The sequence below is a fragment of the Pseudomonas fluorescens genome (assembly GCF_000730425.1).
Classification (GTDB): Bacteria; Pseudomonadota; Gammaproteobacteria; order Pseudomonadales; family Pseudomonadaceae; genus Aquipseudomonas; species Aquipseudomonas fluorescens_X.
In genome coordinates this window covers 3,966,647-3,979,046 of sequence record NZ_CP008896.1, presented here as the reverse complement: position 1 = coordinate 3,979,046, position 12,400 = coordinate 3,966,647, and the positions used below count along the sequence as shown (strand labels likewise).

At 61.0% G+C, this 12,400-nt stretch carries 12 protein-coding genes; 7 read left to right on the top strand and 5 right to left on the bottom strand.

The features are described from left to right. Window positions 1–189: 189 nt before the first annotated feature. The 6 genes from HZ99_RS17915 to HZ99_RS17890 all read left to right on the top strand — a co-directional run bounded on the left by HZ99_RS17915 (window position 190) and on the right by HZ99_RS17890 (window position 6,228). On the top strand, window positions 190–1,575 hold the full coding sequence (locus HZ99_RS17915) for a M16 family metallopeptidase (RefSeq protein WP_038444879.1): 1,386 nt from the start codon (window positions 190–192) through the stop codon (window positions 1,573–1,575). Window positions 1,576–1,644: 69 nt separating this feature from the next. Then, a complete protein-coding gene (locus HZ99_RS17910; RefSeq protein WP_038444877.1) occupies window positions 1,645–2,676 on the top strand; it encodes a DUF5924 family protein in 1,032 nt (343 codons plus the stop codon). A 55-nt stretch (window positions 2,677–2,731) separates the two neighbouring features. Then, window positions 2,732–3,880: an ABC transporter permease gene (locus HZ99_RS17905; RefSeq protein ID WP_038444875.1), complete on the top strand. Its 1,149-nt coding sequence runs from the start codon at window positions 2,732–2,734 to the stop codon at window positions 3,878–3,880. Then, window positions 3,877–4,680 (top strand): ABC transporter ATP-binding protein, encoded by an 804-nt coding sequence (locus HZ99_RS17900; protein WP_038444874.1) that lies wholly within the window; start codon window positions 3,877–3,879, stop codon window positions 4,678–4,680. Before HZ99_RS17905 ends, HZ99_RS17900 begins: the two co-directional genes overlap by 4 nt. Before the next feature lies 1 nt (window position 4,681). Then, entirely contained in the window at window positions 4,682–5,620 is a 939-nt protein-coding gene (locus HZ99_RS17895; RefSeq protein WP_038444872.1) for an MlaD family protein, read from the top strand. After that, a complete protein-coding gene (locus HZ99_RS17890; RefSeq protein ID WP_038444871.1) occupies window positions 5,617–6,228 on the top strand; it encodes an ABC-type transport auxiliary lipoprotein family protein in 612 nt (203 codons plus the stop codon). Before HZ99_RS17895 ends, HZ99_RS17890 begins: the two co-directional genes overlap by 4 nt. Before the next feature lie 66 nt (window positions 6,229–6,294). Here HZ99_RS17890 and HZ99_RS17885 read toward each other — a convergent pair whose 3' ends face one another. The 5 genes from HZ99_RS17885 to HZ99_RS17865 form a co-directional block, all read right to left on the bottom strand. Next, window positions 6,295–7,524: a nucleoside recognition domain-containing protein gene (locus HZ99_RS17885; RefSeq protein ID WP_038444869.1), complete on the bottom strand. Its 1,230-nt coding sequence runs from the start codon at window positions 7,522–7,524 to the stop codon at window positions 6,295–6,297. Window positions 7,525–7,619: 95 nt separating this feature from the next. Further along, a complete protein-coding gene (gene gltP / locus HZ99_RS17880) occupies window positions 7,620–8,951 on the bottom strand; it encodes a glutamate/aspartate:proton symporter GltP (RefSeq protein ID WP_038444867.1) in 1,332 nt (443 codons plus the stop codon). A gap of 708 nt (window positions 8,952–9,659) precedes the next feature. Continuing rightward, window positions 9,660–10,127: an inhibitor of vertebrate lysozyme family protein gene (locus HZ99_RS17875; RefSeq protein WP_038444865.1), complete on the bottom strand. Its 468-nt coding sequence runs from the start codon at window positions 10,125–10,127 to the stop codon at window positions 9,660–9,662. Window positions 10,128–10,129: 2 nt separating this feature from the next. Continuing rightward, the gene (locus HZ99_RS27955) at window positions 10,130–10,294 is read right to left on the bottom strand and encodes a DUF1328 domain-containing protein (protein ID WP_003170804.1); all 165 of its coding nucleotides are present in this window, start codon (window positions 10,292–10,294) and stop codon (window positions 10,130–10,132) included. A 79-nt stretch (window positions 10,295–10,373) separates the two neighbouring features. Then, a complete protein-coding gene (locus tag HZ99_RS17865; RefSeq protein ID WP_038444861.1) occupies window positions 10,374–10,658 on the bottom strand; it encodes a hypothetical protein in 285 nt (94 codons plus the stop codon). A 394-nt stretch (window positions 10,659–11,052) separates the two neighbouring features. Here HZ99_RS17865 and algB point away from each other — a divergent pair, with 394 nt between their 5' ends. After that, on the top strand, window positions 11,053–12,399 hold the full coding sequence (gene algB, locus HZ99_RS17860) for a sigma-54-dependent response regulator transcription factor AlgB (RefSeq protein WP_038444859.1): 1,347 nt from the start codon (window positions 11,053–11,055) through the stop codon (window positions 12,397–12,399). Window position 12,400: the final 1 nt, after the last annotated feature.

The window sequence follows — 12,400 nt, the reverse complement described above, 5'->3', positions numbered from 1 at the left end:
GAACCGCACACCCCGGGAGTCAGTTAAAAATACCGCCTGACCAATGTGGGAGCGGGCTTGTGTGGGAGCGGGCTTGCTCGCGATAGCATCACTGCGGTGTAACCGATACACCGAGGTGCCTGCATCGCGAGCAAGCCCGCTCCCACAAAAAGCCAGTTTCAACCGTTATTGCTCGCTAGGAACCCCGTTATGCGTCGCCTGTTATTCGCCTGCCTGCTCATAGGCTCGGCCCACGCCTTTGCCTTTGATCGCTTGCAGGTCGAAGGCTATATGCTGCCCAACGGCCTGCAATTGCTGCTCAAGCCGGGTACCGAGCGCGGGCATGTGGCGATCCGCCTTGTAGTCGGCGTGGGCCTGGATGACTTCAGTTGCCCGGACAAGGAACTGCCACACCTGCTCGAACACCTGCTATTCAGCGGCATCGACGGCGGCGGCGAAGGTGAACTGGAAGAACAGATGCAGGCCCTGGGCGGGGAGTGGAACGCCTACACCAGCAATGCCGACACCACCTTCGTCATCGAGGCGCCGGCGCGCAACCAGCGCAAGGTGCTGGACCTGCTGAAGGCGATCCTGACCCGTACCCAACTGAGCGAGGCTGCGATCAACGCGGCCAAGCAAGTGGTGGAGCGCGAAGACGGCGGCCACTATTCGCACCTGCAACGCCTGCTGGACCGCCAGGACCTGGGCCATAACGCCAGCAACCAACTGGCGGTGGAGCTGGGCCTCAAATGCGCCGAGCGCGCCGAGGTCGAACACCTGACCCGCGCCCAGTTGGAGACAGTGCGCCAGGCCTGGTACGCCCCCAACAACATGACCCTGATCATTGTCGGCGACCTCGACAAGCTGCTGCCGGCCTATCTGGAACGCACCTATGGCCAGCTTGAGCCGGTAGACCCCAGCGAACATCGCCCCTTGCCGCAAATCCAACGGGCTGCTGCGCCCCATCGCGACCTGATCCGTGGCTGGGTCGGCGATGGCGCCAAACTGTACTGGCTGTTCCCCGAACCGATACTGGACGACCAGCACGATGCCACCTACGACCTGCTCAAGGACTACCTGGATTGGGCGTTGTATCGCCAGTTGCGTCTGCAGCACGGCCTGTCCTACGGTCCATGGAGCGAGCGCCAAGTGCTGGGCGGCGTGGGCTTCATGAGCCTCAATGCCGACCTGGACCGCGACAAACTGCCCGAAGCCGAACAGGTCCTTGAAGCTCTCAAGGCCAGGCTGCTTGAGGACGGCCTCGACCCGGCCACCTTCAGCCGCCTGCAACACGCCGCCATCGACCGCCAGGCCTGGGCCGTGCAGGGCAATAGCGCACTGGCCGACTATTATTGGGGCGCCTTTGCCGACTACGCCGATGGCCGATTCAGCGACCCGGCCAAGCGCATCAAGGCCGTCAGCCTGGCGCAGGCCGACCAGGCCATGCGCCAGCTGTTCAGCCAGCCAGGCTACTGGCGCATCGAAAAGCCGCTGCTCAGTTACACGGCCTTGGGCTGGCTCACCGCAGGTGTTCTGGGGCTGATCGCCATTGTGCTGATTGCGCTGCGCCGTTATCGCAAAGCAATTGTGCAATGACACGCCCGGCAACGAGCTAAGGCGTTATTCTGTCTGGGATTTTTTCCTACGAAGACTGCGAACCACCGAATGCCAAACCTGACCCATTTCATACAGCGCATCCTCGAACTGATGAAGCGCTACCCAGGGGTGATTGCACTCGGTGGTTTTATCTCGGGGGTGGGCAGCTTCATCCTGGTGGACCGCCAACAAGGCATGGCCAGTTGGATCGCGATCATCATGCTGGTGAGCTGGCTGTGGCTGATGCTGGAAAACAGCTTCACCCAGTTGTTCAGCAAAGTCTTCAAGCGGGAGATCCCCGAACCGCTGCTGCGCTACGCCACACAGATGATCCACCAGGAAAGCTTGTTCTTTGTCCTGCCGTTCTTTTTTGTCACCACCACCTGGAACAGCAGCCAGTCGATTTTCACCGGGTTGCTGGGCGCGGCTGCGCTCATCTCGATCACTGACCCGCTGTACTACAAATGGCTGGCGCCCAAGCGCTCACTGTTCCTGGCGCTGCACACCCTGACCCTGTTTGCGGCCTTGCTCACCGCGCTGCCGATCATCCTGCACCTGACCACCGCCGAGAGTTACAAACTGGCGCTGGGGGTGGCGATGGCCTTGTCGATCCCCAGCCTGGCCGTCAGCCTGCCGCTGCGCAGCGTCAAGGGTTGGCTGATGCTGCTGGGTGTCACGGCGGCGATTGGTTGCGCGGGCTGGTTCCTGCGCAGCTGGGTGCCGCCGGCCACACTGTGGATGACCGAAGTGGCGATCAGCACCCAATTGCAGGACCGCACCCCCGGCGATGACCTCAAGGAAGTCAGCGCCAGCCAACTGCGCAGCAGCGGCCTGTTCGCCTACACCGCAATCAACGCACCGCGCGGGCTGGATGAGCGCATTTACCATGTGTGGCAGTTCAACGGCAAAGAAGTCGACCGCATTGCCCTGGACATCCACGGCGGGCGCAAGGAAGGCTACCGGGCCTGGACGCACAAGCAGAACTTCCCGACGAATGCCGTGGGCCGTTGGCAAGTGCGGGTGCTCACTGAAGATGGCCAAGTAATCGGCGTGCTGCGCTTTAAAGTCACTGACACAGCACAAACGGACACGCCAAAGTAGGACGGATCGTGTTATTACATAGGAATTGTGGAATAGCCAAACAAGCTCGGAGCTTATGACCAGTAGCACAACGGCAGGCAATGCCCACCTGGACGCGTCCACCCAACCGCCCCGACTACGGGTCAGCGGGGACTGGACGCTGGCCCACTACAGCGCCCTGAAGAAGTTGTCGGCGACCCTCGACGGCCAGTACGACGCCAGCACCCGCGTCGACCTCAATGGCCTGGGCGCACTGGACACGGCCGGTGCCTCGCTGCTGGTCGAGTTGCTGGGGCCAGAACGCATTGAGCATTCGGCTGAACATACCGACTGCAGCCTGTCCACCGCCGACCGCGCACTGCTCAAGACCGTCTACCGCTCGCTGAACGACTTTTGTGTGCCGGTCAAAGAGCCGCGGGAAAGCGCCGGCATCCTGCTCCTGGCGCGCATCGGCCGCGCGGTGGATACAGTCTGGCAAGACGCCAGGACGCTGTTGGGCTTTATTGGCCTGATCCTTGAGACCTTTGCCCGTAACCTGCTGCGCCCCAAGCGTTGGCGCCTGACGCCGATGGTGGCGCATATCGAACAGACCGGGCTCGATGCCGCGCCCATCGTCGCCTTGCTGACCTTTCTGGTGGGAGCCGTGGTCGCGTTTCTGGGCGCCACGGTGCTGGAGAGTTTCGGTGCCAGTATTTTTACCGTGGACCTCGTGGCGTTTTCCTTCCTGCGGGAGTTCGGCGTCCTACTCACGGCAATCCTGATGGCCGGGCGTACCGCCAGTGCCTTTACCGCGCAAATCGGCTCGATGAAGGCCAACGAAGAAATCGACGCCATCCGGACCATGGGCCTAGACCCCATGGAGTTGCTGGTGCTGCCGCGTGTCCTCGCGCTGCTGGTGGCGCTGCCGATGCTGACCTTTCTCGCCATGATTTCGGGGATCGTCGGCGGCGGCGTGGTGTGCGCCGTGGCCCTGGACATCTCACCGGCGATGTTCCTCTCGTTGCTGCAATCGGACATTGGCGTCCAGCACTTGCTGGTAGGCCTGGTCAAGGCGCCGTTCTTCGCGTTCCTGATTGCCGCCATTGGCTGCCTGGAAGGCTTCAAGGTCAGCGGTAGCGCCGAATCGGTCGGCGCCCACACCACCTCCGCCGTGGTGCAATCGATTTTCGTGGTGATCGTGCTCGACGCGGTGGCCGCACTGTTCTTTATGGAGATGGGCTGGTGAGCCGTTTACAGCGTGCGCCCAGCGAGGCGGTGATTGAAGTCCGTGGCCTGTGCAACCGCTTTGGCCCGCAGAGCGTGCACGAAAACCTCGACCTGGATCTGTACAAGGGCGAGATTCTCGCCGTGGTCGGCGGCTCGGGCAGCGGCAAATCGGTGCTGCTGCGCAGCATCATCGGCCTGCGTCAGCCCAGTGAAGGCCAGGTGCGGGTCTTCGGGCAGAACCTGCCGAACCTGTCGGAGCACGAACGCTCCCTGGTGGAACGGCGTTTTGGTGTGCTGTTCCAGAAGGGCGCACTGTTTTCCTCGCTGACGGTCACAGAAAACGTCGCCCTACCGCTGATCGAGCACGCCGGCCTGAGCCGCGCCGATGCCGAACACCTGGCGGCGGTAAAACTAGCCCTGGCCGGGTTGCCCTTGTCGGCGGCCGACAAATACCCGTCGTCGCTGTCTGGCGGGATGATCAAGCGTGCGGCCCTGGCCCGCGCCCTGGCCCTGGACCCGGATATTCTGTTTCTCGATGAGCCGACTGCTGGCCTCGATCCCATCGGCGCGGCGGCGTTCGACCAACTGATCCTGACCCTGCGTGACGCCTTGGGCCTGAGTGTGCTGCTGATCACTCACGACCTCGACACGCTCTACACCATCACCGACCGCGTGGCGGTGCTGGCGCAGAAAAAGGTGCTGGTGGCGGATGCCATCGATGTTGTCTCGGAAACAGACGACACCTGGATTCACGAATACTTTCATGGCCCCCGGGGCCGCGCGGCATTGGATGCCGCTCAACAGCTCAACGAGGTATGACATGGAAACCCGAGCCCATCATGTGATGATCGGCCTGTTCAGCGTGATAGTCGTGGTCGGCGCCATGCTGTTCGGCCTGTGGCTGGCCAAATCCAGCGTCGACACCGCGTTCCAGGATTACGAAGTGATCTTCAACGAAGCGGTCAGCGGCCTGTCCCAGGGCAGCGCGGTGCAGTACAGCGGGATCAAGGTCGGCGACGTCACCAGCCTGCGCCTGGACCCAAAGGACCCACGCCGCGTACTGGCGCGTATCCGCCTGGCCGGGCAGACGCCGATCAAGGAAGACACCCAGGCCAAGCTGGCGCTGACCGGCATCACCGGTACGTCGATCATCCAGCTCAGCGGCGGAACCCCACAAAGCCCCGAGCTCAAGGGCAAGAACGGCGAGCTGCCGCAGATCACCGCCTCGCCATCGCCCATCGCCCGCCTGCTGAACAACAGCAACGACCTGATGACCAGCATCAACCTGCTGCTGCACAACGCCAACCGCATGTTCTCGCCCGCTAACGTCGACCGCCTGAGCGGCACCCTGGCCCACCTGGAGCAAACCACCGGGGCCATCGCCGAGCAGCGGGGCGATATCAAGGTGGTGATGCAGCAGTTGGCCCAGGTCAGCAAGCAGGCCGGTGCCGCCCTGGAGCAGACCACTGCGCTGATGCGCAACGCCAATGGCCTGCTCAACGACCAGGGCAAGCAGATGTTCGGCAGCGCTGAAGGCGCCATGCGCTCCCTGGAGCAAAGCACCGCGACCATCAACGGTTTGTTGCACGACAACAAGGATTCCCTGAACAGCGGCATGCAGGGCCTCAACGAACTGGCACCCGCCGTGCGCGAACTGCGCGATACCCTGGGCTCCTTGCGCGCCATTACCCGTCGCCTGGAAGCCAACCCCAGCGGGTATCTGCTGGGCAGTGACAAGAACAAGGAGTTCACGCCATGAAGCGTGCTTACCAAATGATTGTTCCCGTGGCCCTGGCCCTGGTCAGCGCCTGCTCGATCCTGCCCAAGGCCGATCCATCCAACGTCTATCGCCTGCCTGTGGCCCAGACGGCAGCTCATGGCAGCCCCGGTACCTGGTCATTGCGGCTGGCCAAGCCGCAAGCCAGCGAATTCCTCGACAGCCCGCGCATTGCCGTAGTGCCCGAGGGTGACTTGATCAGTAGCTATGCCCAGTCGCGCTGGAGTGATCCGGCGCCGGTGCTGCTGCGCAACCGCCTGTTGGACGGCTTCCAGCGCGATGGCCGGGTGGCGTTCCTGAGCACCGATGACACCAACCTGCAGGCAGATTTCGAGCTGGGCGGGCAGTTGCAGGCCTTCCAGAGCGAGTACCGGGGAGGGGCGGTGGAAGTGGTGGTTCGGCTCGATGCGCGCCTGGTGCGTGGCAATGACCAGCGGATCGTGGCCGCCAAGCGCTTTGAAGTGCGCCAGCCGGTGAGTAATACCCAGGTACCGGCGGTGGTGGCCGGGTTTGGGTTGGCCGGGGATACTTTGAATAAACAGGTGGTGGATTGGGTTGTGCAGCAAGGCAATACAGCGTCGAAACGCTGAGGGCCTCATCGCCGGCAAGCCGGCTCCTACAAGAGAGCCCGCTTGCCGGCGATAGTGATCTAAACCTCAGCCAAAGAACCAGTAGCAGACGGCAATCGCCGCCACCACGCCCGCCAACTCCGCCAGCAACGCGCACCCCACCGCATGCCGCGCCCGCTGGATACCCACCGAGCCAAAGTACACTGCCAGCACGTAGAAGGTGGTCTCGGTACTGCCCTGGATCGTCGCCGCGACCAACGCCGGGAAGCTGTCCACGCCTTGGGTCTGCATGGTCTCGATCAGCATCGCCCGCGCCGCGCTGCCAGAGAATGGCTTGACCATCGCCGTGGGCAAGGCATCGACAAAACGCGTGTCCAGGCCCGTCCAGGCCACCAGGTGGCGAATCCCTTCCAGGCCAAATTCCAGCGCCCCGGAAGCACGCAACACGCCAACCGCACACAGCATCGCCACCAGGTAGGGCAACAGGTTCTTGGCAACGTCGAAGCCCTCTTTGGCGCCCTCGACAAACGCTTCGTAGACCTTGACCTTGCGCAGCGCACCGATCAGCAGAAACAGCATGATCAGGCCAAACAGCGTGAGGTTGCCGAGGATCGAGGACAGGCCCGCCAGGGCCGTCGCCGACATCGTCGCCAGCAAGGCCATGAAGCCGCCCAGCACCAGCGCGCCGGGAATCAGATAGGCCAGCACCACCGGGTCCCACAGGCGCAGGCGCTGCATCAGCGCTACCGACAGCAGGCCCACCAGGGTCGAGGCGCTGGTGGCCAGCAGGATCGGCAGAAACACTAGGGTCGGATCGGGCGCGCCTTGCTGGGCGCGGTACATGAAGATCGTCACCGGCAGCAGGGTCAGGGAGGATGCATTGAGCACCAGGAACAGGATCTGCGCGTTGGTCGCGGTGTTGGGGATGGGGTTGAGCTCTTGCAGCGCCTTCATGGCCTTGAGGCCGATGGGCGTCGCCGCGTTGTCCAGGCCCAGGCCGTTGGCGGCAAAGTTGAGGGTGATCAAGCCGATGGCCGGGTGACCGGCCGGCACTTCCGGCATCAGTCGCAGGAACAGCGGGCCCAGGGCCTTGGCCAGCCACTCGACAATCCCGGCCTTCTCGGCGATGCGCAGAAAGCCCAGCCACAGGGTCAAGGTGCCGAACAGCAGCACCATCACTTCCACCGACAGCTTGGCCATGGCGAAGATACTCTCGACCATCGCCGCAAAGATCCCGGCGTTACCGCCCACCAGCCATTGCGCCAGCGCCGATACCATTGCCACGACAAAGAAGCCAAGCCACAGGCCATTGAGCATCAGTCACACCCCTTTAAAGATGTGGCGAATGATAGCGGGGCTGACAGAAACGACAAACCCCGGATTTACCGGGGTTTGTTCGATTCAGGCAAGGATCAGCCCTGGCTGGTCTCGCCAGCCGGCAGCACGGTCTTGGTACGCCAGTGCGGCAGGGAGTTCCAGTAGCGCTCGCCCTTGGCATCGTCGTACATGCCTTCCCAGCGCGCGATGACCAGCACGGCCAGGGCGTTGCCGATCACGTTCAGGGCCGTACGCGCCATGTCCATGATGCGGTCGACACCGGCGATGAACGCCAGGCCTTCCAACGGGATGCCCACGCTGCCCAGGGTTGCCAGCAGTACCACGAAGGACACACCCGGCACGCCGGCGATACCTTTGGAGGTGACCATCAGGGTCAATACCAGCATCAGTTGCTGGCCGACCGACAGGTCGATGCCGTACAGCTGGGCGATAAAGATCGCCGCGATACTCTGGTACAGGGTCGAACCGTCGAGGTTGAACGAGTAACCGGTCGGCACTACGAAGCTGCAGATGGCTTTCGGCGCGCCGTAGGCTTCCATCTTCTCGATCACACGCGGCAGCACGGTTTCGGAGCTGGCGGTGGAGTAGGCCAGTACCAGCTCATCCTTGAAGATGCGCATCAGCTTGATCACCGAGAAGCCAAACAGGCGAGCGATCAGGCCAAGAATCACGAAGGCGAAGAACAGGATGGCGACGTAGACCAGGATCACCAGCTTGGCCAACGGCAACAAGGAGGCGAAGCCGAAGTTGGCCACGGTCACGGCGATCAGGGCGAATACACCGATAGGGGCGTACTTCATGATCATGTGGGTGACTTTGAACATGCTCTCGGACACGCCCTGGAACATGGTCACCAGAGGCTCGCGCAGGTCTGGCTTGAGGCTCGACAAGCCCAGGCCGAACAGCACGGAGAAGAAGATGATCGGCAGCATCTCGCCACGGGCAACGGCGGCAAAGATGTTCGATGGGATCAGGTTGAGGATGGTCTCGATGAACGCATGCTCATGCTGCACCTCGGCGGCGGTCGCCTGGTACTTGGAGATATCCACGGTACCCAGGGTACTCATGTCGATACCCGCACCGGGGTGGAACAGGTTGGCCAGCAGCAGGCCGACCACAATCGCAATGGTAGTGACCACTTCGAAGTAAACGATGGTCTTTACGCCGATCCGACCGAGCTTTTTCGCATCCCCTACGCCAGCGATTCCGACAATCAACGACGAAATCACGATCGGGATCACGATCATCTTGATCAAGCGGATAAAGATATCGCCCGCCGGTTGCAACACGTTGCTGATCCACCAGGCTTTTTCGGCACTGAAGTGGTTGAGTACAGCACCGATTGCAATCCCTAGCACCAGACCGATGAGGATCTGCCAGGCGAGGCTTAGTTTTGCCTTCTTCATGTCATTACCCTTGTTTCAAGTGGACTCAGGCAGATGCGCCAGCTGGAACGCCCGGAAGCGAAAAAGTGTGTGCATGAGCCTGCGTAGAAGGTCACCGCAGATGGCCGATATGGCTTACTGGCAAGCGAAAAAAGGCGCAACTATTCCGATGCAGGGGGGCATAGTCTAATGCCGTAAACGCCTACCCTATGCCGAATCGGCATGGGTTTTTTCAAATAAAACTGTCTGTTTGGTCAGTTCGAATGCGACATTTTGTCAGGCATACATGCCGTGAACCGGCCATTTCAGGCTCGCTCAGGGGTTTTAGGTTTATTTGCCGGCCGGAAAAAACTCGTGAAAATTCCTACGCATACCATCGAAAAACTAGTCTGGCCGAGGGCAAACTTTCTCGATAGATGGTCGCGCAGCAACACCGCGAAACGGTTGTGATGAAGCAGAAGGGAAATTTGTAGCTATGTGCGGCATAAATGCCGTGTGATGGCTATCAAGCCCGTCGCAAGTCCATCAGGCCAAAACGGCCTGTGGACTCGCGTCGCAGCCTTTCTCCTGACCCGGCCCTTGCGCAGGCACTCCCTGTCCCCGTAGGTCACGCCGATCCAGCTTGATCAGAGCAACCCGGCCCCCTGGTCATGCACCGCCGGCAGGCGGTGATGCAAACGCAAACGAGCAGTTGACCTGTTTCCATATTGGGCAGGCCCGCAGACGGGCCTAGTACCAATTCGGATCTTTCTTCAGTTGCTCCATCAGCAACTTCCGCATGCCTTCATCCGGCTTGCCGATGAAGCGATAGTCCGCATGGCGTGTAGGTGACTTATCCGCCGGAAGCCCTGCAGGGACTTCGACCAACATCGCGTAGGCATCGTCCTTATCCATACTGAACGCAACGATCAGACGCTTATTTAGGCAGGTGTCAGCCGTTTCACACAGTGGCCCGACCAAATACCCATCTCCGTCTTCCGTCACGGCATTCATTTGCTCAGAGGTGCCCGAGAGGTTGATCACCCATTCAGGCAGACGCTCTTCCTTCTTCACCACGCCCTGCCAGGTTTCGCGATATTGCGGGTCGGCATTGAGCAGTTCATTGGCCCGCGCCTGGCCGTCATTGGCGGCCAGGGCCAAGCCACTGCCGCCTAGCAACAGGGCGGCAGCAAGGGTTTTGAGAGACAAGTTGACCATGTTCAGCCTCGACCGCGACGGCCAAAGAAGAAGGAAGCGATGAACATCACCAGGAATACGACAAAGAGAATCTTGGCGATACCCGTGGCGGTGCCCGCGATACCACCGAAGCCCAGGACTGCAGCCACGATGGCAATGATCAGGAATGTGATTGCCCAACTCAACATGGTGATTCTCCTTTTACGCCTATAGAAATGGCTGCCGTGCAGCCATCCTGTCGCACCCTGCGGGGCGGCAGGTTCGTGCCTAGAACACCCAACGTTCCTGGACGGGTTCGTCATACAGGGCAATGCCCTGTTCAACCGCCATCATGCGAGGGGCTGTCACGTCAGCACTGTTGCTACCAACGGAACGGAAATGGGTCTGTGTCTTGGGGGCGTGCTCGAACTGCGGGGCGGAGTGCTGACTCTGCTGCCAATGCTGCAGCTGCTGGCCACCGATCAAGGTCACCATCAACGCAAGGCTGGCAAATAGCCCCTGCTGAAGGCGCAATGGCGATACACGCAATGGCTTGAGGCTTTGGCGAGTCATCCTGAATCTCTCCCGCATGTTGTTTTGTTCGTTATCACGCTTGTAGGAGGGGTATTGCAGAGTGCATGCCAGTTTTTATTTCAAATAAAAATCAACAAAATCAAATAGTTATAATATCCATGAGTTTATTTCCAGCAGCATCCTGCACGATGCGCCTATCCTCACCGTGCGAAATGCACGATGGTCAGCGGTCGGCTAAGGGGTCAGAAGGGCCTGTAGGACTGCCGAGACACCAAACAGGGTCGAAAACACGCTACCCAAGCATATAAGTAGGAAGAGTTTCAGATAGCTGCGCGACAAGGCTTTGAATCGATCAGAATAAACCATGCAACTTGCCCGATTATTCCGGGACTAACCAAGATCAATCATTCTTATTTTAAGGAGCGCGGGACAGATGGAATCAGCCAAGGAGCTTCAAGGCCGCATTCTTTTAGTGGACGACGAGTCCGCAATCCTGCGCACCTTCCGTTACTGCCTGGAAGATGAAGGCTATACGGTCGCCACCGCCAACAGCGCGGCCCAGGCCGATGCTCTGTTGCAGCGCCAGGTGTTTGACCTGTGCTTCCTGGACCTGCGCCTGGGCGAAGACAACGGCCTGGACGTGCTGGCGCAGATGCGCATCCAGGCACCCTGGATGCGCGTAGTGATCGTCACCGCTCATTCGGCCGTCGATACCGCCGTAGATGCAATCCAGGCCGGCGCGGCCGATTACCTGGTCAAGCCTTGCAGCCCGGACCAACTGCGCCTGGCCACCGCCAAGCAATTGGAAGTGCGTCAGCTGTCGGCACGCCTGGAAGCACTGGAAGGCGAAGTGCGCCAACCCAAAGATGGTCTCGACTCCCATAGCCCATCGATGATGGTGGTACTGGAGACCGCCCGCCAAGTGGCCGGTACCGATGCCAATATCCTGATCCTGGGCGAGTCCGGCACCGGTAAAGGCGAACTGGCCCGGGCCATCCATGGCTGGAGCAAAAGGGCGAAAAAGTCCTGTGTCACCATCAACTGCCCGTCCCTGACCGCCGAACTGATGGAAAGCGAGCTGTTCGGCCACAGCCGCGGGGCCTTTACCGGTGCCAGCGAAAGCACTCTGGGCCGGGTCAACCAGGCGGACGGCGGCACCCTGTTCCTTGACGAGATCGGCGACTTTCCCCTGACGCTGCAACCCAAGCTGCTGCGTTTTATCCAGGACAAGGAATATGAACGGGTCGGCGACCCGGTCACCCGACGCGCCGATGTGCGCATCCTGGCGGCGACCAACCTGAACCTGGAAGACATGGTGCGCGACGGGCGTTTTCGCGAAGACTTGCTGTATCGCCTGAACGCCATCACCCTGCACCTGCCGCCGCTGCGCGAGCGCAGCGAAGATATCCTGGCCCTCGCCGACCGCTTCCTCGCACGCTTCGTCAAGGAGTATGCACGACCGGCCCGCGGCTTCAGCGATGAGGCCCGTGAAGCACTGCTCAACTACCGTTGGCCGGGCAATATCCGCGAACTGCGCAACGTCGTGGAACGGGCGAGCATCATCTGTGCCCAGGAGAAGGTTGAGATCAGCCATCTGGGGATGGCCGAGCAACCGACCAATAACTCACCACGCATTGGGGCGGCGTTGAGCCTGGATGAGCTGGAAAAGGCCCATATCGGCGCCGTTCTGGCCACCAGCGACACCCTGGACCAGGCGGCCAAGACCCTGGGCATCGATGCTTCGACGCTGTATCGCAAACGCAAGCAATACAACCTGTGAG